Annotated in this window: 23 protein-coding genes; 10 read left to right on the top strand and 13 right to left on the bottom strand. The window is 69.7% G+C overall.

Annotated elements, in window-relative coordinates; translation table 11 throughout:
• Window positions 1–13: 13 nt before the first annotated feature.
• Window positions 14–2,518: a DEAD/DEAH box helicase gene (locus tag ACIBGM_RS30495; RefSeq protein ID WP_396387472.1), complete on the top strand. Its 2,505-nt coding sequence runs from the start codon at window positions 14–16 to the stop codon at window positions 2,516–2,518.
• On the opposite strand, the gene ACIBGM_RS30490 is transcribed toward ACIBGM_RS30495, so the two are convergent.
• Entirely contained in the window at window positions 2,505–3,716 is a 1,212-nt protein-coding gene (locus tag ACIBGM_RS30490; protein ID WP_396387471.1) for an MFS transporter, read from the bottom strand. The genes ACIBGM_RS30495 and ACIBGM_RS30490 overlap by 14 nt on opposite strands.
• A 71-nt stretch (window positions 3,717–3,787) precedes the next feature.
• On the opposite strand from ACIBGM_RS30490, the gene ACIBGM_RS30485 reads away from it, so the two are divergent.
• Window positions 3,788–4,339, top strand: a complete 552-nt coding sequence (locus tag ACIBGM_RS30485) for a CGNR zinc finger domain-containing protein (RefSeq protein ID WP_360532968.1) — start codon at window positions 3,788–3,790, stop codon at window positions 4,337–4,339.
• Here ACIBGM_RS30485 and fabV read toward each other — a convergent pair.
• Window positions 4,336–5,508, bottom strand: coding sequence for an enoyl-[acyl-carrier-protein] reductase FabV (fabV, locus tag ACIBGM_RS30480; RefSeq protein WP_396387470.1), 1,173 nt, complete (start codon window positions 5,506–5,508; stop codon window positions 4,336–4,338). The genes ACIBGM_RS30485 and fabV overlap by 4 nt on opposite strands.
• A 22-nt stretch (window positions 5,509–5,530) precedes the next feature.
• Window positions 5,531–6,817 (bottom strand): UDP-N-acetylglucosamine 1-carboxyvinyltransferase, encoded by a 1,287-nt coding sequence (gene murA / locus ACIBGM_RS30475; RefSeq protein WP_360532974.1) that lies wholly within the window; start codon window positions 6,815–6,817, stop codon window positions 5,531–5,533.
• A gap of 215 nt (window positions 6,818–7,032) precedes the next feature.
• Between murA and ACIBGM_RS30470 the strand changes: the two genes are divergently transcribed.
• Together ACIBGM_RS30470 and ACIBGM_RS30465 are read left to right on the top strand one after the other, a co-directional pair.
• On the top strand, window positions 7,033–7,617 hold the full coding sequence (locus tag ACIBGM_RS30470; RefSeq protein WP_360532977.1) for a cob(I)yrinic acid a,c-diamide adenosyltransferase: 585 nt from the start codon (window positions 7,033–7,035) through the stop codon (window positions 7,615–7,617).
• A complete protein-coding gene (locus ACIBGM_RS30465) occupies window positions 7,614–8,927 on the top strand; it encodes an FAD-binding oxidoreductase (RefSeq protein WP_396387469.1) in 1,314 nt (437 codons plus the stop codon). Before ACIBGM_RS30470 ends, ACIBGM_RS30465 begins: the two co-directional genes overlap by 4 nt.
• Here the strand turns inward: ACIBGM_RS30465 and sppA are convergent.
• From sppA to ACIBGM_RS30445, 4 genes are all read right to left on the bottom strand, one after another.
• On the bottom strand, window positions 8,908–10,560 hold the full coding sequence (gene sppA, locus ACIBGM_RS30460) for a signal peptide peptidase SppA (RefSeq protein WP_396387468.1): 1,653 nt from the start codon (window positions 10,558–10,560) through the stop codon (window positions 8,908–8,910). The genes ACIBGM_RS30465 and sppA overlap by 20 nt on opposite strands.
• A gap of 77 nt (window positions 10,561–10,637) precedes the next feature.
• Window positions 10,638–11,642: a CU044_5270 family protein gene (locus ACIBGM_RS30455; RefSeq protein ID WP_396387467.1), complete on the bottom strand. Its 1,005-nt coding sequence runs from the start codon at window positions 11,640–11,642 to the stop codon at window positions 10,638–10,640.
• Window positions 11,639–12,250 carry an RNA polymerase sigma factor gene (locus ACIBGM_RS30450; RefSeq protein WP_360532989.1) on the bottom strand — a complete coding sequence of 204 codons (612 nt, stop codon included), beginning with the start codon at window positions 12,248–12,250 and terminating at the stop codon, window positions 11,639–11,641. Before ACIBGM_RS30450 ends, ACIBGM_RS30455 begins: the two co-directional genes overlap by 4 nt.
• A gap of 139 nt (window positions 12,251–12,389) precedes the next feature.
• Window positions 12,390–12,713, bottom strand: a complete 324-nt coding sequence (locus tag ACIBGM_RS30445) for a hypothetical protein (protein ID WP_396387466.1) — start codon at window positions 12,711–12,713, stop codon at window positions 12,390–12,392.
• A 134-nt stretch (window positions 12,714–12,847) separates the two neighbouring features.
• Between ACIBGM_RS30445 and ACIBGM_RS30440 the strand changes: the two genes are divergently transcribed.
• The 3 genes from ACIBGM_RS30440 to ACIBGM_RS30430 all read left to right on the top strand — a co-directional run bounded on the left by ACIBGM_RS30440 (window position 12,848) and on the right by ACIBGM_RS30430 (window position 16,111).
• On the top strand, window positions 12,848–13,189 hold the full coding sequence (locus tag ACIBGM_RS30440; protein ID WP_360532995.1) for an STAS domain-containing protein: 342 nt from the start codon (window positions 12,848–12,850) through the stop codon (window positions 13,187–13,189).
• 85 nt (window positions 13,190–13,274) lie between these two features.
• Window positions 13,275–15,254 carry a methylmalonyl-CoA mutase family protein gene (locus ACIBGM_RS30435; protein ID WP_396387465.1) on the top strand — a complete coding sequence of 660 codons (1,980 nt, stop codon included), beginning with the start codon at window positions 13,275–13,277 and terminating at the stop codon, window positions 15,252–15,254.
• Window positions 15,255–15,289: 35 nt separating this feature from the next.
• Window positions 15,290–16,111: an aldo/keto reductase gene (locus tag ACIBGM_RS30430; RefSeq protein ID WP_396387464.1), complete on the top strand. Its 822-nt coding sequence runs from the start codon at window positions 15,290–15,292 to the stop codon at window positions 16,109–16,111.
• 24 nt (window positions 16,112–16,135) lie between these two features.
• Here the strand turns inward: ACIBGM_RS30430 and ACIBGM_RS30425 are convergent, their stop codons facing one another.
• Window positions 16,136–16,819, bottom strand: coding sequence for a neutral zinc metallopeptidase (locus ACIBGM_RS30425; RefSeq protein WP_396387463.1), 684 nt, complete (start codon window positions 16,817–16,819; stop codon window positions 16,136–16,138).
• A gap of 342 nt (window positions 16,820–17,161) precedes the next feature.
• Window positions 17,162–17,650 (bottom strand): pyridoxamine 5'-phosphate oxidase family protein, encoded by a 489-nt coding sequence (locus ACIBGM_RS30420; protein WP_396387462.1) that lies wholly within the window; start codon window positions 17,648–17,650, stop codon window positions 17,162–17,164.
• 82 nt (window positions 17,651–17,732) lie between these two features.
• Here ACIBGM_RS30420 and ACIBGM_RS30415 point away from each other — a divergent pair, with 82 nt between their 5' ends.
• A complete protein-coding gene (locus tag ACIBGM_RS30415; RefSeq protein WP_396387461.1) occupies window positions 17,733–18,239 on the top strand; it encodes a hypothetical protein in 507 nt (168 codons plus the stop codon).
• A 45-nt stretch (window positions 18,240–18,284) separates the two neighbouring features.
• Here the strand turns inward: ACIBGM_RS30415 and ACIBGM_RS30410 are convergent, their stop codons facing one another.
• From ACIBGM_RS30410 to ACIBGM_RS30395, 4 genes are all read right to left on the bottom strand, one after another.
• Window positions 18,285–18,998, bottom strand: a complete 714-nt coding sequence (locus ACIBGM_RS30410; protein WP_360533010.1) for an isocitrate lyase/phosphoenolpyruvate mutase family protein — start codon at window positions 18,996–18,998, stop codon at window positions 18,285–18,287.
• Between the two features lie 5 nt (window positions 18,999–19,003).
• The gene (locus ACIBGM_RS30405) at window positions 19,004–19,468 is read right to left on the bottom strand and encodes a carboxymuconolactone decarboxylase family protein (RefSeq protein ID WP_360533013.1); all 465 of its coding nucleotides are present in this window, start codon (window positions 19,466–19,468) and stop codon (window positions 19,004–19,006) included.
• 66 nt (window positions 19,469–19,534) lie between these two features.
• Window positions 19,535–19,954, bottom strand: coding sequence for a VOC family protein (locus tag ACIBGM_RS30400; RefSeq protein WP_396387460.1), 420 nt, complete (start codon window positions 19,952–19,954; stop codon window positions 19,535–19,537).
• A gap of 62 nt (window positions 19,955–20,016) precedes the next feature.
• Window positions 20,017–20,676: a TetR/AcrR family transcriptional regulator gene (locus tag ACIBGM_RS30395; RefSeq protein ID WP_396387459.1), complete on the bottom strand. Its 660-nt coding sequence runs from the start codon at window positions 20,674–20,676 to the stop codon at window positions 20,017–20,019.
• A gap of 68 nt (window positions 20,677–20,744) precedes the next feature.
• Between ACIBGM_RS30395 and ACIBGM_RS30390 the strand changes: the two genes are divergently transcribed.
• A complete protein-coding gene (locus tag ACIBGM_RS30390; protein WP_396387458.1) occupies window positions 20,745–21,740 on the top strand; it encodes an NAD(P)-dependent alcohol dehydrogenase in 996 nt (331 codons plus the stop codon).
• Window positions 21,741–21,764: 24 nt separating this feature from the next.
• Complete coding sequence (locus tag ACIBGM_RS30385; RefSeq protein ID WP_396387457.1) at window positions 21,765–23,144, top strand: PLP-dependent aminotransferase family protein; 1,380 nt, start codon at window positions 21,765–21,767, stop codon at window positions 23,142–23,144.

Genomic DNA, 23,144 nt, shown 5'->3' with positions numbered 1-23,144 from the left:
ACAATGGGTTGCGATGACGCTGACTGAGAATGTTCCGGGGACGACCGACGCCGATGCCCTGTACGACGCCTTCGCCGGGTGGGTGGGGGAGCAGGGGATCTCGTTGTACCCGGCGCAGGAGGAGGCGCTGATCGAGGTGATGACGGGGTCGAACGTGATCCTGTCGACGCCGACCGGGTCGGGGAAGAGCCTGGTCGCCACCGGGGCGCACTTCGCCGCGCTGGCGAACGGGCGGCGGACCTTCTACACCGCGCCGATCAAGGCGCTGGTGTCGGAGAAGTTCTTCGCGCTGTGCGACGTGTTCGGGGCGGACAAGGTCGGCATGCTGACCGGTGACGCGTCGGTGAACGCCGGAGCGCCGATCATCTGCTGCACCGCCGAGGTGCTCGCCAACGTCGCGCTGCGCGAGGGCGCCGACGCCGACGTCGGCCAGGTCGTGATGGACGAGTTCCACTTCTACTCCGAGCCCGACCGCGGCTGGGCCTGGCAGGTGCCGCTGCTCGAGCTGCCGAACGCGCAGTTCGTCCTGATGTCGGCGACTCTCGGCGACGTCGAGCGGTTCAAGATCGACCTGTCCCGGCGGACCGGCCGCCCGACCGCGATTGTGTCCAGTGCCGAGCGCCCGGTGCCGCTGATCTACAAGTACGTCACCACCGCCCTGCACGAGACGCTCGAGGAGCTGCTCACCACCCACCAGGCGCCGGTGTACGTCGTCCACTTCACCCAGGCAGCCGCCCTCGAACGCGCCCAGGCGCTGACCAGCATCAACGTCTCCTCGAAGGAGGAGAAGGAGAAGATCAACGAGCTGATCGGCAACTTCCGGTTCAGCAAGGGCTTCGGCCGGACCCTGCAGCGGCTGGTGAAGCACGGGATCGGCGTCCACCACGCCGGCATGCTGCCGAAGTACCGCCGGCTGGTCGAGCAGCTCGCGCAGGCCGGCCTCCTCAAGGTCATCTGCGGCACGGACACCCTCGGCGTCGGCATCAACGTCCCGATCCGGACCGTCGTGCTCACAGCCCTCAGCAAGTACGACGGACGCCGGCAGCGGATCCTGAAGGCGCGGGAGTTCCACCAGATCGCGGGCCGGGCGGGACGGGCCGGGTACGACACGTCGGGGACGGTCGTCGTTCAGGCGCCCGATCACGTGGTCGAGAACGTGAAGGCCCTGGCGAAGGCCGGCGACGACCCGAAGAAGCAGCGCAAGGTGCAGCGGAAGAAGCCGCCGGAGGGGTTCGTCACCTGGGGCGAGGACACCTTCGACAGGCTGGTCGCGGCCGAGCCGGAGGCGCTGCAGTCGAGGATGCGGGTCAGCCACGCGATGCTGCTGAACGTGATCGCCCGCGACGGCGACGCGTTCGCGAGCATGCGGCGGCTGCTCCGCGACAACCACGAGGACGCCCGGACCCAGGTCCGGCTGATCCGCCGGGCGATCCAGATCTACCGGACCCTGCTGACCGCGGGCGTGGTCGAGCGGCTCGACGAACCGGACGAGTACGGCCGGACGCTGCGGCTGACCGTCGACCTGCAGAAGGACTTCAGCCTCAACCAGCCGTTGTCGACGTTCGCGCTGGCCGCACTCGACCTGCTCGACCCCGAGAGCCCGGAGTACGCGCTGGACGTGGTCTCGATCATCGAGGCGACCCTGGAGGACCCGCGCGCGGTGCTGTGGGCGCAGGAGCACCACGCCAGGGGCGAAGCGGTGAACGCGATGAAGGCCGAGGGGATCGAGTACGAGGAGCGGATGGAGCTGCTCGAGGACGTCAGCTGGCCGAAGCCGCTGAACGAGTTGCTCGAGGCAACGTTCGAGATGTACCGGCAGACGCACCCGTGGATCGCCGACACCGGGCTGTCGCCGAAGTCGGTGGTCCGGGACATGTTCGAGCGGGCGATGACGTTCGGCGAGTTCATCGGGTACTACGGGCTCGCGCGGTCCGAGGGGATCGTGCTGCGCTACCTCAGCGACGCCTACAAGGCGCTCCGCCAGACGGTTCCACCGGACAAGGTGAACGACGACCTCACCGACATCGTCGAGTGGCTCGGCGAGGTGGTCCGGCAGACCGACTCCAGCCTGCTCGACGAGTGGGAGGAGCTGACCAACCCGGTGCCCGAAGAGGTGGCGGAGGTCGCGACCCCGGCCGGGCCGCGCCGGATCACCTTGAACAGCAGGGCTTTCCGGGTCCTGGTCCGCAATGCGATGTTCCGCCGGGTCGAGCTGATCTCCCTGCACCGCTGGGCGGAGCTGGGCCAGCTCGACACCGAGGCGGGCTGGGACGCCGCTCGCTGGGCCGAGGCCGGTACGGCGTACTACGCCGAGCACTCCACCCTGAACACCGGCCCGGCGGCCCGCGGCCCGGCGCTGTTCATGGTCGAGGAGCAGCCCGGCTACTGGGAGGTCCAGCAGATCATCGACGACCCCGAGGGCAACCACGACTGGCGCATCACCGCGTCCGTCGACCTCGCGGCCTCCGACGAAGCCGGCGATCTCGTCCTGGAAATGGCGTCGTTCAAGCCGCTGTAGTCACCGGCGTCTCGAGCGTGCGCACCTCCCGGACGAACATGGGCAGTGCGGACAGCGCCATACCGATGGTGCCGATCGCGACCGCGGCGGTCGTGCCGAACGCACTGCCCAGTACTCCGCCCAGCGCAGCGCCGATCGGCAGCACGCCGTACGTGAACGTGCGGTAGGCGCCGTTGCTCCGGGCAAGGGATGCGCGGGGGATGAGCAGCTGGCGGATCGTCACCGACAGCACATTCGCACTGCCCAGCCCGATACCGCCCGCGAACTGGACGAGCCCGAGGAGGACGCCGTACCTGACTCCGCGACCGGGGAGGAGCGCGGTCAGGAGCGGCACGCCGGTGGACAGCACCATCGAGGCGAGGAACGCCCGGCCGTACCCCAGCCGCTTGGCGAGCCGCAGGCCGATCATCGCTCCCGCGAACGCGCCGGCGCCGCCCGCGCTCAGCGCGATGCCGTAACCCCCGGCGGACAGGCCGCGCTCCTTCACCGCGAGGACGACGAGGTTGACGACCATGATCTGTGCGGACGCGTTGAACAGCGCCGCGTGGGCGGTCAGCGAGCGCAGGAACGGGCTGACTTTGATCTGCCGGACGCCTTCCCACAGGCCAGGCCGGTCGTCGGTGGCGTGCGGCGCCGCCTCCGGCCGCCGTGCCGACCTGATGCCGAGTGCGCTGGTGAGATAGGAGAGCGCGTCCACCAGGAGTGCGACGGCCGGCCCGAGTAGCTGGACGAGCAAACCCGCCAAGCCTGGGCCGCCGACCTGCGCGGCCGTGCTCGACCCTTGGAGAGCTCGGTTCGCCGACGGCAGCTCCGCTTCCGGCACGAAGTCCGGGAGGTAGGCGAACGACGCGATGTCGAAGATCACGCTCGCGGCGCCGACCAGGAAGGCCACGGCGACCAGCAAGGGCAGGGTGAGGTGACCGAACGCCCAGGCGGCCGGGATCGCGGCCACCGCGGCGGCCCGGATCACGTCGGCGGCGATCATGACACCGCGCTTTCGCCGCCCTTCGAGCCAGTGCCCGGCGAGCAGCGGCAGCGCAGCGCTCGGCAGATAGGTCGCCGTCGCGATCGCGCTGACGCCTGCGGCGCCCGCGTCGAGGGTGAGCGCAGCAGTCAACGGCAGGGCGACCGCCGTGAGTTGGGTGCCGACCGCCGAGACCGTCTGCCCGGCCCAGAACCGCTTGAAGTCGCTGTCCACCGTTACCAGTACCTCCGCCTCATCTAGTAACCGTTACCGGATCATGCCCCAACAGCGGTAACGTGGCAAGCGTGATTCAGCCCGGCGAGCGCAACCCAGCCCCTGAGCCGCTGGTGCTTGTCCAGGACCTGGTGAACACCGTCGACCTGGAGCTGGCGCGCGACGAGCTCGGCAAGCCCGCCGATCTGCGGACCTTCTGTGCCGACCACGGACTACCGGAGCTGCGGTTCGACTGGGCCGACCTCGCCGACGTGCTGGCGCTCCGCGAGGCGATCCGCGATGTCTGCCTGGCCCATGCCGGTGTCGACGTACCGGGGGAGTCGCTTGCGGTGCTCGACCGGATCCTCGCCGAGGCGCCGCTCCGGCTCGAGCTGTCGGCCGACGGAGGCGCGACAGTTCGTCCGGCGGACGGGCTCGTGGGCGCGCCGGGGCTGGTCGCCCAGCTGGCCGCGGACATCACCGCATCAGTTGCCGTCGGCAACTGGCAGCGCCTCAAGGCATGCGCGTCCGACAGCTGCCGATGGGTGTACTACGACCGCAGCCCGGCCGGCCGCAGTCGCTGGTGCACGATGTCCCTCTGCGGCTCCCGCAACAAGATGCGGCAATACCGCGCCCGGAACTAAGGCCAGCTGACGTCCACCTCGGTCGGCGCCTCGTAGTCGACCCCCGGTACGTCGAAGCCGTAGAGCCGTCGTACCTCGGCGAGGAACCACGCGGTGTCGGCCACGTCCGCGATGGTGTCTTGAGTCGCGGACTCCCAAGCGGCCCGTACGGCGGCCTGGACGTCGTCGGTCAGCTCCCACCGATCGAGGCGGATGCGGCCCTCCTCGTCGAGGTCCAGCGGGGCCTCGCCGGTCAACTGGTCCCACAACGCGATCGACTGCTGGATCGGGGTCTGCAACCCGTCGCCGAGGACCTTGTGCAGCAGGCTGACGTAGAGGCCGATGCCTGGGATCGCGGACGACGCCTGGGTGACGGCGGCACCGTTCACCGACGTCATCGCCTGCACTCCGCCGTCCTTGCTCAGCGTCAGCGCGGTCTGCTCCAGGTCGGCCTTGGCGGCGCCGATCGAGCCCTGCCGGTAGATCGGCCCGGTGAGCTCGGAGCCGATGTAGGTGAGCGCGACCGTGTTGAAGCCCGGCTTCAGCAGACCCCGCTCGGACAGGGCAGCGATCCACCGACCCCAGTCCTCGCCGCCCATCACCTTGATCGTCTGCGCGATCTCGTCCTCGGTCGCGATGTCGATCCCGACCTCCTGCAGCACCGGCTGCCCGTCCTCGAAGGCGAGGCTCTTGGTGGTGTGCGCGGCGCCGATCGCCTTGAGTGCCGACTGGTACGTCTCGCCGTTGCGCGGGTCGACCCGGCGCGGCGCGGCGACGCTGTAGATCAGGTGGTCGATCCTGCCCCACCGCTCGGCGATAGGGTCGAGCACCTCGGTCTTCGTGGTGTCCGCGAACGCGTCCGCGTTGACGAACCGGAAGTCGCGCCCGAGCTCGGCGGCCAGCGCAGCCGTCTCGGCCGTGCGGTACCACCCCGCGGTCGCCGTACGGCGAGCTGTCGGCGCCTTCTCGAAGGACACCCCGACACCGTCGATCCCGTAGCGCGCCAGCCCCGCGATCGTCGCGGCCAGCCCGTAGCCGGAGCTCGACCCGATCACCAGCGCCGTACGGCGTTCCGGCGCTCGCCGCTCGACCTGCGCGGCCGCGTCACGGACCAGCCGGGCACACCCGGCCGGGTGCGAGTCCAGGAAGAGAAAACCACGGCCGAGGGGCTTGATCACGCGCTCAGTCATGCGCAAGACCCTAAACCGGCAACTAGTTCCAGTACATCTCCGCGTCATCCGGTTCGACTGTGACGTCGGCCCCCAGGCGGCGGAGGTTGCCCGCGAAGTCGGTGTAGCCGCGGTGGACGTGGTGGGCGGCCGACACCAGCGTCTCGCCCTCGGCGGCGAGGCCGGCGAGGACCAGGGCCGCGCCGGCCCGGATGTCCGACGCCACGACCGGCGCCCCCGAGAGCCGCGGGACACCGCGGACAACGGCGTGGTGACCATCGGTCTGGATCTGGGCGCCGAGCCGGGTCAGCTCCTGTGCAAAGGTGAACCGTCCCTCGAACAGGTTCTCCGTCACCATCGCCGCGCCGTCGCTCACCGCGTTCAGCGCGATCACGAAGGCCTGCAGGTCGGTCGCGAACCCGGGGTACGGCAGCGTGACCACGTCCACCGGCTTCGGCCGGTCGTGCATCCGGACCCGGAACCCGGACTCCAGCACGGTGATCTCCGCGCCCGCCTTGTGCAGCTTGTCGAGCGGCAGCTCGAGGTGCTCGGCGTGGCCGTTCGTGACCGTCACGTCGCCCTTGGTGATCGCCGCCGCAAACGCCCAGCTCCCGGACACGATCCGGTCCGGTACGACGACGTGGTCGGCCGGCCGCAGTGGCCCGGTCACGCCGGTGATCTCGATCCGCGGCGTCCCGGCGCCGTCGATCTGCGCGCCCATCTCAACCAGCATCGCGGCGATGTCCTGGATCTCCGGCTCGCGGGCCGCGTTCTCGATCACCGTCGTACCGCGCGCCAGCACGGCCGCCATCATGATCGTCTCGGTCGCGCCGACGCTCGGGAAGTCCAGCCACACCTCGGCGCCGTGCAGCCCCTGCGGCGCCTCGGCGATCACGAAACCGTGCTCGATGTGCACCTTCGCGCCCATCGCCTCCAGGCCGGCGACGTGCATGTTCAGCCCGCGGGAGCCGATGTTGTCACCGCCCGGCAGGGCTACCTCCGCCTGTCCGCAGCGGGCCAGCAGCGGCCCGAGCACCGAGATCGACGCCCGCAGCTTGCGGACCAGCTCGTAGTCGCACTGGTGCCCGACCTCACCCGGTACGGCGATCGTCGCGGTCCGCTCGTCCGCGTCGACGGTCACCTGGCAACCGAGCGTGTCCAGCAGTTGGGCCATGAAGGTGACGTCGAGGATGCTCGGTACCTGCCGCAGCAGCGTCGTACCTTCCGCCAGCAGCGCCGCCGCCATCAGCTTCAGCACGCTGTTCTTCGCACCAGCAACTTCCACGGCTCCTTCGAGCCGTGCCTCACCCGCGATCCGAAACCGTTCCACCAGCCGACTGTAGCGTTCTGCGCCTCGACCCGTGGACCCGGCCAGCCGCGAGCAGGTGCTCGGCGGAGTGCAGCGCAAGGCGGAGAGCGAGGCTCGGAGTGGGGTTCTCCGTGCCTCGCTCTCCAACGCGGCGATGTGCCCGCCGAGTGCCGCGCAGCGCGGCCGGGTCCACGGGTCGAGGCGGAGGGATCCGGCCTTTGCGTAGAGTCCTTGCCATGGCTGTGAACTTGACGCGGATCTACACCCGGACCGGTGACGCCGGCGAGACCCGCCTGGGCGACAACTCGACGACTTCGAAGACGGATCCGCGGCTGGCCGCGTACGGCGAGGTGGACGAGGCGAACTCCGCGATCGGAGTGGCCATCGCCGCCGGGCACCTGAACAGCACCCTGGTCGTCTTGCTGAACCGGATCCAGAACGACCTGTTCGACGTCGGCGCCGACCTGTGCAACCCGATCACGCCGAATCCGCAGTACCCGCCGCTGCGGATCACCCAGGAGTACGTCGACCGCCTCGAGGCCTGGTGCGACGACTACAACAGCCGGCTCACCAAGCTCCGCTCGTTCATCCTGCCCGGCGGCACCGAGGGCGCCGCGTACCTGAACGTCGCCCGCACCGTGGTCCGGCGGGCCGAGCGGGCCGGCTGGGCCGCCGTCGAGGCGCACGGCCCGTCGATCAACCTGCTCGCCCTGACCTACCTCAACCGGCTGTCCGACCTGCTGTTCATCCTCGGCCGGGTCGCGAACCTGTCGTCCGGCGGCGACGTCCTCTGGGTCCCGGGCGGCGAACGCACCTCGTGACGGTCCGCTGGCTCCGGCCGGGTTCCGCAGAGTACGAGGCGGCCCGCCGGCCGGCCATGCCCCGGTACGGCGAGGTGCACCCGGCCGCGATCGCCCAGTGCGCCACCCCCGCCGAGGTGGCCGACGTTTTGGCGGAGGCACGCCGTACCGGGCAGCCGGTCGTGCCCCGCAGCGGCGGGCACTGCTTCGCCGGCCGGTCGACCACGACCGGCATCGTCCTCGACGTCTCGCCGATGGCGTCGATCGACGTCACCGACAGGATGGTCCGCGTCGGCGCGGGCGTCCGGTTGCCGGAGGTGTACGACGCCCTCGACGAAGTCGGCCTGACCCTTCCGGCCGGGTGCGGCGAGACGGTCGGGATCGCGGGCCTGGTGCTGGGCGGCGGAATCGGTCTGCTGGGCCGGATGCACGGGCTGACCTCGGACAAGCTGATCGCGGCCGAGCTCGTGCTCGCCGACGGCCGCGTCGTACGGTGCGCCCCGGACGAGCACGCCGATCTGTTCTGGGCGATCCGTGGTGCGGGTGGCGGGCAGTTCGGCGTGGTCACCAAGCTGTGGTTCACCGGGGTGCCGTCGCCGAGTGCGCATCGGCTGCATCTGACCTGGCCGCGCGACCATGCAGTCGCCGTCGTCGATGCGTGGCAGCGCTGGGCGCCGTACGCGCCTGACGAGGTCAACGTTGCGGTGAAGGTGACGACTGAGGGTGTTCATGTGTTCGGACTCGTCGTCGACGACCTGGATCAGGTCGACCGGCTCGTGGTCGCGGTCGGCAGCGAGCCGGCGACGACCGCGATCGCGCGGATGCCGTATCGCGAGCTCAAGCGCTCGGTGGTCGGCCTCGGCGACGTGGAGCGTGCGCAACCGCGGCTGGACGTCAGCAAGTCGGCCTTCTTTGCGGGCAGCGTTCCCGGCGGGACCTGGCGGGAGCTGCTCGCCAGTCTCGGCGATGCCGAGCTGAACCTGACGCCGATGGGCGGCGAGTACAACCGGCACGACGTCGACTGGAGCGCCTTCGCGCACCGCGACCAGGCCTTCCTCGTCGAGCTCGTCACCGGGGCGCCGCTACCTTCCGGCGAGGAGGCGCTGCGCACGACCGAGGCCGAGTTGCGGTCCGCGCTGGCCGGGCTGTTCCGGCCGCTCGAGCAGTTCAGCTCCGGCCGGGTCTACCCGAACTTCCCCGACCCCACGCTGCCCGACGCGTTGACGGCGTACCACGGCGAGAACCTCGACCGGCTGCGCAAGGTCAAGCAGGCCTACGACCCGGACGGCTTCTTCGCCTTCCCGCAGTCGATCACGCCAGCTGCCAGTTGAGCGGCATCCGCAGCAGGCCCTCGGGCGGCAGGCCCAGCGCGCTGTAGATACCGGTTGCCAGGCCGTCGAGAGTCAGCGCCTGAGCACGAACGGCCAGGTCGTCGGTGGTCGTGGGAGCGCGCAGGTGGTCCAGCAGGTTGCGGTGCGGGACCGTGGCCAGCCCGATGTTGTCGCGGTCCAGGCCGGCCCGGTTGCAGGCGACCGTCAGCGCGTGCTGGAAGCCGCCGAGCTCGTCCACGAGCTTGCGGCTGTGGGCGTCCGCGCCGGTCCAGACCCGGCCGCGCGCGAGTCCCTCCAGTTGCTGCTCGGGCAGCCCGCGGTCCTGCGCCGCCTTGGCGACGAAGTCCTTGTAGATGCGGTCGAGCGTCTCCTCCAGCCGCGCCCACTGCTCGTCGGTGAACTCCTCCTGCGCCGAGTACATCCGCGCGTTCTCGCCCTCCGACACGGCCTCCTGCGAGATCCCGATCCGCCCGAGCGCGTCCCGTACGACGCCCTTGCCGGAGAGCACACCGATCGACCCGGTGATGGTGCCCGGCTGCGCGACGATCACGTCGGCCGGCATCGAGACGAAGTACCCGCCGGACGCTGCCACCGTGCCCATCGACGCGATCACCGGACGCCCGGTGGACCGCAGCCGGAGGATCTCGTTCCGGATCGCGTCCGAGGCGACGTACGAGCCGCCTGGGCTGTCCACCCGCAGTACGACGGCCTTCACCTTCTCGTTGTCCGCGACCGCCCGCAGCGCCGCGCCGATGGTGTCGGAGCCGGAGCCCGGTCCACCGAGCGGGCTGTTGGAGTTGCGGCCCACAGTGATCGCGCCCGAGATCCGCACGACGGCCACCAGCGGCTTCTGCGGCCACGGCAGCTGCTTTCGCAGGTCCTCCAGGGTCCGCGGCCCGCGGCGGATGTACCGCTCGGCCAGGAGCCTGGTCGTCTCGCCGAGCCCCTTGCGCAGCTCGTCGTACACGTCGGAGCGGTAGCCGAGCCGGTCGACGAGCCCAACTTCGATCCCGGTCTGGGCAGGCAGCGGCGCGGTGTTCACGAGCTCCCGCACCCGCGCGGTGTCGAGTCTGCGCCGTACGGCGATGCCCTCGACGATCTGCTCGTACGCCGACTCGGCCAGCCGCGACGCCATCTCGCGGGCCGGCTCGGTCATCTCCTTCTCGGTGAAGGTGTCCGCCGCGGTCTTGTACTCCCGGCGCTTGCCGAACTGCGGGATCACCCCGGCCTTGTCCAGCGCGCCACGGACGAAGACGGCCTGCACCGAGATCCCGGTGATCGCGAGGTCACCGGACGGCTGCAGCCAGATCTCGTCGAACGCAGTCGCCAGGTAGTACGGCACGGTCCCTTGGCCGGTCTCGCCGAACGACTCCGTCCACGCGACGGCCGCCTTGCCCGACGTACGGAAGTCCGCGACGGCCTCGCGCAGGTCCTGCACCTGGGAGAGCGACAGCCGGTGACCACCGATGTGGGCGACCAGGCCGACGACATTGTCGTCCCGCGCCCCTTTCCGCAGCGCTCCCACCAGCTCCCGCAGAGTCGGCAGGTGCCGCGCGCGAAACGCAGCCACGGGCGAGGCGGGTGGCGTCTCCAGCACACCCCTGGTCAGATCCAGCTCCAGCAGAATCCCCATACCCCGACCCTAGACGGTGCGCAAAAGAACTGCCCCGCCCGGCAGCGCCGAGCGGGGCGTCGACCGGCGGTGCCAGCTCAGCGGACGGTGCGGGAGGGCGGCCGGGGTTTCTCGTCGGTCCAGCCGGACTCTAGGACGACGGTGGCGCCGGGTTTCAGGCCGCGGTACGACGAGCTCAGCAGGCGGCCGGTGACCGGGTCGATGATGTAGCGGGCGCCGCCGCGGTGCATGAAGGTCTTGCCGGCGCTGGGCATCGACGGGTCCGGCGTGAAGATGATCTCGGTCCCGGACCGGCCGATCGGGTCCTGCACGCCGGTCCGGACCTGGGTGTCGGGCAGGGTGGCGAGCACGCGGAGGGCGGCGCCGCGGAGCTTCGGCGGGGACGGCATCTCGAACAGCAGGCGGCCGGCCGCGGCGAAGACGACGTACTCGCGCTCGCTCGCCGTCGCGTCGGGGTCGACGTCGGCCGACAGGACTGCGCGGAGCTTGACCGGGTCGGTGGGGAGGGCTGCGATCTGCTGTGCGGTCAGGGGTTTGTCTCCGGTCAGGTAGTAGCCGGGCGGGACCTGGTCGAAGCCCATCTTGTTCACCACCGGCTCGATGGGTGACTTCAGGTCCACCCAGCCGAACCAGGACTGCACGCCGGGCTTCATCGGCATCCAGCTCTCCGTGATCACCCGGCGAGTCCCGTTCACCTGCAGACTCCGCACCCGGAAGAACCTCCCGGAGACCTTCTCGTCCGTCTCCTGCAGTTGCGCAACCGCGATCAACACCTGACTGGCACTCGCCAACCGCGGCGCGCTCGGCGTAATCGTCGCCGGCGCCGCCTCAACCGTCCCATCCACACCGTCGAGAAGCGGCACTCCCAAACCGACCACAGTCACCACAGCAGTAACTGCAGTCAACGCAGTCCCCACCCATCCCGTCCGAGCGATACTGCGGAAGGCGTACACCCTTCCACCGCCGTCAGCGTCGGCCTCTCGGATCAACGCCTCCACCTGACGCCGGGCTGCGGCGGTCGCCTGCGCGGACGGCGCCTCGGCTTCGGGGAACGCCTTGCGGATTCTCTCCAGTTCGTTCACAGCGGCTCCAGCGTGTCGCGGAGGATGCGGCGGGCTCTCGAGAGCCGGGAGCAGACGGTGCCGTACGCGATCCCGAGTGCCGCGGCCACCTCGTCGTACGTGAGCTGCCCGAGCGCCACCAGGAGCAGCACCTCGCGGTCCTTGGCCGACACCTTCGCCAGCGCGGCCGCCAGTTCACGGCCTACACCTTGCGCGGTGACCTGGGCGGCGATCCGCTCCTCGTCGTCGACGGACTCCACCGGCGGCGGGAGTTTCGCGATCGCCCGCCAGGCGCGCACCTCGTCGCGCCGGTGCCGCCGGATCAGGTTGGTCGCGATGCCGTACAGCCAGGCCCGAACCACTCCGTGCCGCCGGTCGAAGCGGTCTCGCTGCCGGAACGCGATCAGGAACGTCTCCGCCGCCAGGTCGTCAGCGATGTCGGTCCCCAGCCGGCGGGCGACGTACGCGTGCACCTGGCCGAAGTACCGGTCGAAGATCAGCGTGAACCGGTCCGGCTCCCGGACCGATGCCTCCAGCGCCCGGCCGTCCTCGTCGGCCTCCGCAGGTACGGCGGCTGCCGGCAGCCGGCCCGGGAACGCGAGCGTCGCCAAGGCCAGGTCGGGCGTCATGGAGCTCCCCACGTCTGATGTACCGGTCGACTCACCCTCTTCTTGTCCGATGTCCCCCAGCCCCTTCTCACGTCGGTGAGCTACCGGGAGGTGGACGCGCGAGAGCGCTCTCGGGAGGACAGCCAGGTGGAAGAAACCGTCAGGAGGCGTCGAGCAGGCCGCGGGCCGCGGTCTCGTCCTGCGGCCAGACGTAGACGGTCCAGCCGTCCTTGGTCCGGGCCGCGGTCGCCTTGATGCCGAAGTCCTTCAGCATCGACACCTTGACCCGGACCTCGTTGTAGGTGGGCATCGTCAGGATGGCGACCAGCAGTCCGAAGGAGTCCCGGTCGGCCGGCCGCAGGTCGACACGCCGTACCAGCGAGCCGCCCTTCGCCTTCGAGAAAGCCCAGCGGCACAGCAGTACCATCAGCCCGGCCAGTGCGATGGACACGAGTGGAAACAAGAAGTACTGCTCGGCGAACACGCAGCTATTGTCTCGCGAAATAAATCGTCGCGAAGTCTTGGCAACCTTCCGGGTCTCCATGGAGTCTTTATCTCCACACGCTGCAGTGCGGCCGATGACTCGGGGGCCGCCAGGGGAGAGCGGAGGGCACGGACATGCTCGCACCGACCCAAGACAACACAACTGCACACCCGACCACACCCAACGTCGTACATCTGACCGGAATCCTGGACGTCCGTTCGGTGGGTGACGTCCGTCAAACGCTCAACCAGGTGATCGACAGCTCCGACGGCGACGTGATCGTCAACCTGGAGTCGGTCGACGCCGTGGACGCGACCGGGCTCGGCCTGCTGGTCGCCACGCACCGCCGGACCCAGTTGCTCGGCCGTCAACTCGTGCTCTGGCACCCGATGCCCTCGGTGATCCGCATCCTCGCTGTCACCCGCCTGCACCGCATCCTCAACGTCGAACGCACCCCCCTGCCGATCAGCGCTTGAAGCCGTGCCTGTGTGATCCAGACCCCTGGTGACACCGGTCACGAGCAGGGGACGCACAAAGGAACACAGTCCTACTCTCGGGTACATGGCGACCGAGAAGGATCGACCGTGGGTGATGCGGACGTACGCGGGCCACTCGTCCGCGGCGGAGTCGAACGCGTTGTTCCGGCGGAACCTGGCCAAGGGCCAGACCGGGCTGTCGGTCGCGTTCGACCTGCCGACCCAGACCGGGTACGACGCCGACCACGCGCTGGCCAAGGGCGAGGTCGGGAAGGTCGGGGTGCCGATCGCGCACCTGGGTGATGTGCGGGCACTGTTCGACCAAATCCCGCTCGCTCAGATGAACACCTCGATGACCATCAACGCGACCGCGATGTGGTTGCTCGCGCTCTACCAGGTCGCCGCGCAGGAGCAGGGCGCGCTGCCCGACGAGCTCACCGGCACCACGCAGAACGACATCGTCAAGGAGTACCTGTCCCGCGGCACGTACGCGTTCCCGCCGGACGCGTCGCTGCGGCTGACCACCGACCTGATCGCCTACACGGTCGCGAACGTGCCGAAGTGGAACCCGATCAACATCTGCAGCTACCACCTCCAGGAGGCCGGTGCGACCCCGGTCCAGGAGCTCGCGTTCGCGCTGTCGACGGCGATCGCCGTACTGGATCGAGTTCGGGACGCCGGCCAGGTCCCGCAGGAGCGCTTCGGCGACGTCGTACAGCGGATCTCGTTCTTCGTGAACGCCGGGGTGCGGTTCATCGAGGAGACCTGCAAGATGCGCGCGTTCGTGCGGTTGTGGGACGAGCTGACACTGCAGCGGTACGGCGTGACCGACGCGAAGGCCCGTCGGCTGCGGTACGGCGTACAGGTCAACTCATTGGGGTTGACCGAGGCCCAGCCGGAGAACAACGTCCAGCGGATCGTGCTCGAGATGCTCGGCGTGACCCTGTCGAAGAACGCTCGCGCCCGCGCGGTCCAGCTGCCGGCGTGGAACGAGGCACTCGGCCTGCCGCGGCCGTGGGACCAGCAGTGGTCGCTGCGCATGCAGCAGATCCTGGCGTACGAGTCGGACCTGCTCGAGTACGACGACATCTTCGACGGCTCGCACGTGATCGAGGCGAAGGTCGACTCGTTGGTCGCCGGGGCGCGCGAGGAGATCGATCGTGTGCAGGCGATGGGCGGTGCTGTCGCGGCCGTTGAGAGCGGTTACTTGAAGCAGGCACTGGTTGCATCGCACGCCGAACGCCGGCAGCGGATCGAGTCCGGTGAGCAGATCGTCGTCGGGGTGAACAAGTTCGAGAACACCGAGCCGTCGCCGCTGACCGCCGACCTCGACACCGCGATCCAGACCGTCGACCCGGCCGCGGAGGCCGCCGCGCTCGAGTCGCTGCGGACCTGGCGCGCCGAGCGGGACGGCAAGGCGGTCGACACTGCACTCGGCAAGCTGCGCGAGGCCGCGAAGGGCACCGACAACCTGATGCCGGTCACCCTCGAGTGCGCCCGGGCGGGCGTCACGACGGGGGAGTGGGCGGGGGTGCTGCGGGAGATGTTCGGCGAGTACCGCGCACCGACCGGGGTCTCGGGGTCCGTTGGCGTCTCGGCCGGCGGTGAGGCGATCGCCGCCGTACGGGAGAAGGTGTCGGTGACCGCTGAGGAGCTGGGCGGGCGGTTGCGGTTCCTGGTCGGCAAGCCGGGGCTCGACGGCCACAGCAACGGTGCCGAACAAGTCGCCGTACGCGCCCGGGACGTTGGCTTCGAGGTGATCTACCAGGGCATCCGGCTGACCCCCGAGCAGATCGTCGCCGCCGCCGTCGCCGAGGACGTCCACTGCGTCGGCCTCTCGATCCTGTCCGGTTCCCACATGGAACTCGTCCCCCAGGTAGTTGCCGGCCTCCGCGAAGCCGGCCTCGAAGACGTTCCCGTCGTCGTCGGCGGCATCGTCCCCGACACCGACGCCCGAGCCCTCCTGGCCGCCGGCGTAGCCGCCGTCTACACCCCCAAGGACTACGACCTCACCGGCATGATGTCCGACGTAGTAGACGTAATCCGCCACGCCAACAAGCTCTGAGGCTGTGGTGTGGGGTGGGGTGGTAGAAGGGGGGCATGGCTGATCAGGTGGTGCGGAGGTTGTTGAACGGTGCTGAGATTCCGGTGCTGGGGCTCGGGGTCTGGCAGGTTCGGGACGGGCGGGAGTGTGAGCGGGCCGTCGCGGCGGCGCTCGAGAACGGGTATCGGCTGATCGACACCGCGCAGGCGTACCGGAACGAGGCGAGTGTCGGCCGGGCGATCCGGAGCAGCGGTGTGCCGCGGGAGGAGATCTTCCTGACGACGAAGTTCTACCCGGGCAGTCGCGACCCGCTGGCCGAGGCGGAGCGGAGTGTCGAGCGGCTAGGGACGGAGTACGTCGACCTGTACCTGATCCACTGGCCGCAGGGTGGGCCGACTTGGGCGTGGTCAGGCATGGAGAAGGCCAGCGAGGCCGGCCTGGCCAAGGGCATCGGGATCTCGAACTTCAGCGCCGCGGAGCTCCAGGAGCTCCTGAAGGTGAGCCAGATCCCGCCGGCGGTCAACCAGATCCAGTTCAGCCCGTTCGAGTACCGCCGAGCCCTGGTCGACGCCTGCGAGGACGCCGGCGTGATCGCCCAGGCATACAGCCCACTCGGAACCGGCCGCCACCTCGACAACCCCGTCGTCGGCCGGATCGCCTCCGCCGTCGGACATACTCCCGCCCAGGTCCTGATCCGCTGGGCGGTTCAGAAGGGCCTCTCGGTCATCCCGAAGTCCACCCATCCCGAACGCATCCAGGAGAACTTCGCCGTCACCGACTTCGAACTCGACGCCGACGCGATCTCCGCCTTGGACGCCCTCGACACCACCAACCAAACCCCCGACGCCCTGTCCCGCTCCGACAAGTGGTGGTCCTGACCAACCCACGCAGGCGGGTGTCGGTCAGGCGATGCTGGCGGCGGAGGCTGTGAAGGTGTTGCAGGCGGACGGGTTGGCTGCGTCGAAGCCGCGGCGGGTCCATCGACTGTGGCTGGTGCTCTTGCCGTGGCTTCGCGTCGGGTTCCATTCGTCGCCGCGATTGCGGATCGTCCACAGGTAGCGCTGCAGCCAGGCGCCGGTGGCGGGGAAGTAGCGCCGATCCGCGCCGAGGTAGACGCCGCTGAGGCAGGATGCCTGAAGTTCGATGCGCCGGCTCTCGGCGAGCGCGGCGTCCCCGGACAGGTACTGCGAACGCGCTGCGGAAGCGCCGCTGATCCCGGTCAGCCGCTGGATGTGGTGGCCGTACTCGTGGGCGACGAGGTGGGCCATCGTGGTGCGTGCCCACAACGGGTTGTCGTTGCGGTAGTTCTTCAGGTCGTAGGTCGCGTTCATGGAGATGACGCCGCCGCAGTACGCGGCTGAGTCGGTGACGGTGCACTGGGTGCGCGACCCGCTGGTGACGATCTCGACCCGCGGCGCCTGGAAGGTGAAGCCGGCCCTGCGGACCACCGGCGCCCACACCTTGTCGAGGCAGCGGACGAACTCCGTGTAGTACTTCCGCACGTTCGCAACCGTGGTCGGCCGGGCAGCAGGTTCCTTGCACCGCGACGCCGGCAGCCGACCCACGCGGTACAACGGGTTCTGCATAACAGCCCGATTCTGCGGCGCGAGAACCTCGGCGCTCGTACGCACGCTCGGCGTACTCCGCGGCGTACTGCGCTCAACCGTCGGCGTCGGCGTCGGCGTCGGTGTGGGCGTTGGCGTCGGGGACGGTGTCACCACAGTCCCAGCCGTCGGCCGACTCTCACCGCCGGCAACCTCCCGCACGACGACAACCCCAACCGCCGCCAGCACAACAACGACGACCCCAGCCACCCAACCCCACCTCATCACGGCGCGATCCTAGCCACCCCCCAGGTCGCAACAACCAGCCCGCGAACGCCGGCGGCGAGCCCGCCGGCGAGCGGTAGCACGCGTGGGTCGACCGCGTCAGCTGGCGGACTTTTCTTTGATGAGGTCTTCGACCGCCTTGGGGATGGTGGTTTCGAAGTCGAGGAGTTTGGCCCAGGTGAGGGTGACGGTGATGACGGCCATCTCGGTGTACAGGCCTTCCACGCCGGCCTTCCAGTCCGGGTACTGGTCGTCGGTCATCACCTTGTGGCCGGCTTCCAGGTAGCCCTGCGGGATGCCCTGGACCAGTTCGACCTCGGCGGCGCCGCGGAGCAGGAGGACCTTGGGTGGGAAGGCGCCCTTGTCGATGGTGATCGCGACCTTGGGGTTCTTGCGGAGGGCGGCGACCTTGGCGGCCTTCGGCGCGGTGGCGATCTGGAGGCGGTCGCCGTCGACCCAGAAGCCGATCGGGACCACGCGCGGGTCGCCGTCGAGGGCGGTGTAGGCGAAGCGGGCCGGTTCGGGGCCGGTCAGGAGTTGCTGGGCGTACGGCTTGGCGAGGATCTCGGCGATCTCCTGCTTGTTCATGGTTCGCATCCTTTCGGTGAGCGGCTACTCACCAGGGGACGAACCCGGTACCCGGTTCTCGACATCGGTAGGTTGACCACTTGTGGAGATCTTCGGATTCGGCGCGGGTACGGCGCACGTCGCCGACGACGGCGCGGTCGTGCAGGTGATCGATCCGGACGGCCGACAGTTGCTGCAGGACCACGAAGCGTGGGGCAAAGGCGTCGTACTCACCGGTCAGGACAGCCAGCGCTTCGACGATCCGGTGCTGGTGCGGTGGCGGCAGAGCGGGATCGACCTGCTGCATCAACTCGGCGCGCTCGAGGTCCGCATCGGCCGCCGGTTCGGAGAGCAATGGACCGAGACATACGAGATCCGCAACACGAGCACCGAGGCCGTCGAGATCGCGTCGCTCGCGGTCAGCACGCCGTACCGCGACTCGGCCAACCCTGGTCTGGCCGTCCAGATGCTCGAAGGTACGCCGTTCCGCCCCGACGAGAACGCCCTCGTCAGCACCGACGAGTCCATCACGTTGGCACCGGGGTCGTCGTACCGGTGGACCTGGCAGTTGTCCTGGACTGAAATTCCACCAGCAGTCCACGAAGGATAACTACCTGCCCCGCGAACCCTTGATAGCCTTCCCCACCCACCCACCTCAGCTCAGCGACGGCAGCAGTTGGCGCAGCCCGTCCATCAGATGCTTGTGCACGCTGGTGCCGTACGAGATCCGCACCGCACCGGCGGCGGCCAACTCGGCCGGCGTCGGCCCGCCGGGGGCTGCGTGCGCGTTGATCGGCCCGCCGATCCCCGCGACCACCTCGGGCAGTACGTCGACCGGCGCGAAGATCGGATACGTGCAGTCCGCCCCGGCCCGTCGGTACTCGCGGCCCCGCCGGACCGCCTCGGCGACGTCCCGGGATGCGCCGGCGATGAAACTGTCGATCCGGGCGTTGATGACCAGGTCCGCCCCCGCGGTCGCGCGGACCTCGGCCAGATAGTCCGCCTGCTGGGCCGGATCGGTCAGCACGTCGTCGACCGAGTCCTCCAGGTTGCAGCCGACGGCTCCGGTCTCGAGCAGCCGCTCGGCGAACTCCTTGGCCGGCAGGCCATACCCCGCTTCCAGGTCGGCCGTCACCGGTACGTCGACCGCGCGAGCGATCCGCGCCACCGCCGAGAACATCTCGGCCGGCGGTGTCAGCTGGCCGTCGTCGTACCCGAGGACCCGGGCCATCGCGCCACTGCTGGTCGCGACGGCCGGGAAGCCGGCCTCGGCCACGATCCGGGCGCTGACCGGATCCCAGGCGTTCGGCAGCACCAACGGCGTACTGCCGTGATGCATCGCGCGGAAGAGTTCCGCTGTGGATGGCATGCCGGTCAGCTCGGCTTGTAGTGGCCGGGCTCCATCCGCCCGGTCACGCCGATCCGGGTCCATGCGTTGATCGTGATGATCAGCGCGATCAGCCGGGCCAGGTCCTTCTCGTCGAAGGCCGTGGCCGCGACGTCGTACACCTCGTCGGGGACGTGGTCGACGCTGATCAGGGTGATCGCCTCGGTCAGCTCCAGCGCCGCCTGCTCCTGCTCGGAGTAGAACTTGCGCGACTCCCGCCAGACCGGCAGCAGGGAGATCCGCTGCTGCTGGTCGTCGCCGAGCTGCAGCAGGTCGAGGGAGTGCATGTCGGTGCAGTAGGCGCAGCCGTTCAGCTGGGATGCGCGGATCCGGACCAGGTGCGCGAGCTTGGGGTCGATCCCGGTGTCGGAGACCGCGTCCAGCGCGATCATCGCCTGGTAGAAGTCGGGGGCCAGGTTGGCGAGCTTGACCCGCCGCGTCGTTGTGCTCATACCTCCACGCTAGGCGGAGATCGGCCCAGACTCGTGGTCCACTTTCCGGGTGATTCCAGGGGCCAATCAGTCCGCCGCGGACTGGGCGTACGCGGCGGCGAACTCCGGCGACGGCGGGATCGGGGTGATCACGTCGACCAGCGTGCCGCTCGGGTCGACGGTCATGAAGTGCCGCTGGCCGAAGTCCTCACTGCGCAGGCTCAGCCCGATCTCGTGACCCGCCGCGCTGATCGTCTCGTGCACGGCGTCCACGTCGTCCACCTCGATCGACACCAGGACGCCGGCCGGCTGCTGCCGGAAGCGCTCCGGGACGCTCTCGTGCTCCCGCTCGACGATCCCGAGCTGCGGCCGGTTGCCGCTGGGCGCCTCGAGCTGGACGTACCAACCGCTGTCGAAGATGACCTTGAAGCCCAGGCGGCCGGCGTAGAAGTCCCGAGTGGCGGCCACGTCGTCGGCGCAGATGACCGGAAAGATGCTGGTGATCACGGCTGTTCTCCTCGTTCGGCGATGTCGTGTCACCGACGATGGAGCCTCCGGTCGCCGGAGGGTCAAGCCGGCGAGAGACCGTCGAGGATCAGCGTGAGGCCGAACTCGAACTCGTTGCCGAAGTCGTACCCGCCCTGGTTGGTGTACTCGGTCGCCATCTCGACCATGTGCGGGTACTCGCCGCTCGCGAACCGCGCCATGATCGCCTCCGAGACCTGGGCCACGCTGTCGGGACCCTCGAACGGCAGCGAGGCCTCCTGGATGGCGAACCCGTAGATGTAGCTGTCGAGCAGCGCGTAGGCGTGCGCGGTCATCTCCACCGAGAACCCCGCCGCCCGCAAGGTCCCGAGGACCGCGTTGTGGTGGCGCAGGGTCGCCGGACCCGGCGAGGTCCGCGACTCCATCAGGCCGATCGCCCAGCTGTGCTGGCGCAGCACCCGGCGGGCCGACTCCGCGCGCTTGCGCAGCTCGGTCCGCCAGTCGCCGTCGGCCGACGGCAGGTCGATCTGGCTGAACACGTAGTCGACGATCCCGTCGAGGATCTCCTCCTTGTTGGCCACGTGGTAGTAGACCGACATCGGCTTGACCCCGAGCTCCTGGGCGAGGGACCGGATCGTCAGTCCGCCGATCCCGCCTGCGTCGGCGACCGCGACGGCGGCTTCCAGCACCCGGTCACGGCTGAGCTTGGGGCGCTCCCGACGAGTGGGCCCGGATGTTTCCATCCCCGGACCATAGCAGTTTCGTACAAAGTACGTTACCGTGGCCGTACTAAGTACGAAAGGTGCGCACGATGACGATGACCACCACCACGATGCGAGCGATCGTCCAGGACGGGTACGGCGCGGTCGACGTCCTGCGCTCCGACCGGATCGCCCGGCCCGAGGCCACCCGGCTCGGCGACCACGACGTCCTGCTCCGGGTGCAGGCAGCCGGCCTCGACCGCGGCACCTGGCACCTGATGACCGGTACGCCGTACGCGATCCGCCTCGCCTTCGGTCTCCGCCGCCCACGGAACCCTGTGCTGGGCCGGGACGCCGCCGGCACGGTCGAGGCGGTGGGCTCGGCGGTGCGCAAGTTCGCGGTCGGCGACGAGGTGTACGGCGTCGCGCCCGGCTCGTTCGCCGAGTTCGCCCTGACCCGCGAGGCCAAGCTCGCCCGCAAGCCGGCCAACCTCTCGTTCGAGCAGGCTGCGGTCGTCCCGATCTCCGCGCTGACCGCCTTGGACGCGCTGACCGTCGGCCGGATCAAGTCGGGTCAGCACGTGCTGATCACCGGGGCATCCGGGGGAGTCGGCAGCTACGCCGTACAACTCGCCAAAGCCTTCGGCGCGGAGGTCACCGGTACGGCGAGCACCGCCAAGCTCGACCTGATCCAGTCCCTTGGCGCAGACCACGTGCTCGACTACACCCGCGAGGACTTCGCCGCGACCGGGACCCGCTACGACCTGATCATCGACATCGCCGGCAACCCGACGTTCGCCCGGCTGCGGCGTGCGCTCACGCCGACCGGGACGGTGGTGATGACCGGCGGCGAGGGCGGCGGCAGCCTGACCGGCGGGATGCACCGGCAGTTGGGCGCCAGGATCCTGTCGCTGTTCGTCGGCCAGCGGCTGACCAGCTTCATCAACAAGGAACGCGGCAGCGAGCTCGAGCGGCTCACCGAGCTGATCGAGGCCGGGAAGGTGACGCCGAGCATCGACCGGTCCTATCCGCTCGAGCAGGCACCGGAGGCGATGCGCCAGCTCGACGCCGGCAAGGTGCGGGGCAAGATCGCCATCACCATCTGAGCGGCACGGCATAGAGTCCTGCACATGGAGGACTCGGGAGCGGATCTGCACCTGGATCTGACGGCGGCGCGCGGGCGCAACGACCTGGTCGGCGCGCTGCACGACTCGATCCGGAGCGGGCGGCTGCCGGCCGGGACCCGGCTGCCGTCGTCCCGGTCACTGGCGAAGGATCTCGGGATCGCCCGGAACACGGTCGCCGACGCGTACGGGCAACTCGTCGCCGAGGGCTGGCTGACTGCCCGCCAGGGGTCCGGCACGGTCGTCGCCAACCGGACCGGCCCGCCGCCGGCCGCCGTACCGCCGCTGTCGCCGTCGTTGTCGGAGGCAAAGAGCTTCCGCTACAACCTGAGGCCGGGCTCGCCGGACCTGGCCACCTTCCCGCGCAGCGAGTGGCTGGCCGCCGCGCGCAAGGCGTTGCCCTCGGCGCCCAACGAGGCGTTCGGGTACGGCGATCCGCGCGGCCGGATCGAGTTGCGGCGGATGCTCGCGGACTACCTCGCCCGGGCGCGCGGGGTCCGGGCCGATCCGGAGCGGATCCTGATCTGCTCGGGGTTCGTGCAGGCGCTGAGCCTGCTGAGTGAGGTGCTGAGGTCGCACGGTGGGACCACGCTGTCGGTCGAGGAGTTCGGGTACTCGCTGCACCTGGACGTGATCCGGTCGCGCGGGATCGAGCCGGTGCCGGTCCGGGTGGACGAGCTGGGTGCCTGTGTCTCCGGGTTGTCGGGTCACGGCGCATTGCTCACGCCGGCGCACCAGATGCCGACGGGCGTGCCGCTTGCGCCTGAGCGCCGTACGGCGGCTGTCGAGTGGGCGCGGGAAGCCGGTGCGGTGCTGATCGAGGACGACTACGACGGGGAATTCCGGTACGACCGGCAGGCCGTGGGGGCGTTGCAGGCGTTGGACCCCGAGCGGGTCGTCTACACCGGCACCGCGAGCAAGAGCCTCACGCCGGGGGTCCGGCTCGGCTGGATGGTGCTGCCGCAGCACCTGCTCGAGCCGGTGGTCGAGGCCAAGCGCACTGCCGACTACCAGACCGCGACCCTCGACCAGCTGACCCTCGCCGAGTTCATTGCCTCAGGCCACTACGACCGCCAGGTACGGCGATCCCGCCTGCACTACCGGCGCCGCCGCGACCGCCTGGTCGAGTTGCTGGCGCAACGTGCGCCGGAGGTCCAGGTCGCCGGCATCTCCGCGGGCCTGCACGTCCTCCTCGATGTCCCTGGCGACGCCGAGGACATCGTCGCCCGAGCCGCCCGCCAGGGCCTGGGCCTCAACACGCTCACCAACTACCACTTCAACCCGACGCCGGCCACCCGCCAAGCAGTCATCGTCGGCTACGGCACCCCACCCGACCACGCCTACCAAGGCGCGCTCGACCTCCTCTGCCAAGTGCTAGGCGTCTGA

The sequence above is a fragment of the Kribbella sp. NPDC050470 genome (assembly GCF_044458365.1).
GTDB lineage: Bacteria > Actinomycetota > Actinomycetes > Propionibacteriales > Kribbellaceae > Kribbella.
This window is presented reverse-complemented; position numbering and strand designations above follow the sequence as displayed.

Bases quoted from the DNA above. Each gene is read 5' to 3' on its own strand.
- ACIBGM_RS30430 (WP_396387464.1), top strand. From the start codon at position 15,290: ATGGCTGATCAGGTGGTGCGGAGGTTGTTGAACGGTGCTGAGATTCCG.
- ACIBGM_RS30435 (WP_396387465.1), top strand. From the start codon at position 13,275: ATGGCGACCGAGAAGGATCGACCGTGGGTGATGCGGACGTACGCGGGC.
- ACIBGM_RS30495 (WP_396387472.1), top strand. From the start codon at position 14: ATGACGCTGACTGAGAATGTTCCGGGGACGACCGACGCCGATGCCCTG.
- ACIBGM_RS30390 (WP_396387458.1), top strand. From the start codon at position 20,745: ATGACGATGACCACCACCACGATGCGAGCGATCGTCCAGGACGGGTAC.
- ACIBGM_RS30440 (WP_360532995.1), top strand. From the start codon at position 12,848: ATGCTCGCACCGACCCAAGACAACACAACTGCACACCCGACCACACCC.
- ACIBGM_RS30420 (WP_396387462.1), bottom strand. From the start codon at position 17,650: ATGAACAAGCAGGAGATCGCCGAGATCCTCGCCAAGCCGTACGCCCAG.
- sppA (WP_396387468.1), bottom strand. From the start codon at position 10,560: ATGGGGATTCTGCTGGAGCTGGATCTGACCAGGGGTGTGCTGGAGACG.
- ACIBGM_RS30450 (WP_360532989.1), bottom strand. From the start codon at position 12,250: ATGACGCCCGACCTGGCCTTGGCGACGCTCGCGTTCCCGGGCCGGCTG.
- fabV (WP_396387470.1), bottom strand. From the start codon at position 5,508: ATGACTGAGCGCGTGATCAAGCCCCTCGGCCGTGGTTTTCTCTTCCTG.
- ACIBGM_RS30410 (WP_360533010.1), bottom strand. From the start codon at position 18,998: ATGCCATCCACAGCGGAACTCTTCCGCGCGATGCATCACGGCAGTACG.
- ACIBGM_RS30425 (WP_396387463.1), bottom strand. From the start codon at position 16,819: ATGCAGAACCCGTTGTACCGCGTGGGTCGGCTGCCGGCGTCGCGGTGC.
- ACIBGM_RS30470 (WP_360532977.1), top strand. From the start codon at position 7,033: ATGGCTGTGAACTTGACGCGGATCTACACCCGGACCGGTGACGCCGGC.
- ACIBGM_RS30405 (WP_360533013.1), bottom strand. From the start codon at position 19,468: ATGAGCACAACGACGCGGCGGGTCAAGCTCGCCAACCTGGCCCCCGAC.
- ACIBGM_RS30385 (WP_396387457.1), top strand. From the start codon at position 21,765: ATGGAGGACTCGGGAGCGGATCTGCACCTGGATCTGACGGCGGCGCGC.
- ACIBGM_RS30395 (WP_396387459.1), bottom strand. From the start codon at position 20,676: ATGGAAACATCCGGGCCCACTCGTCGGGAGCGCCCCAAGCTCAGCCGT.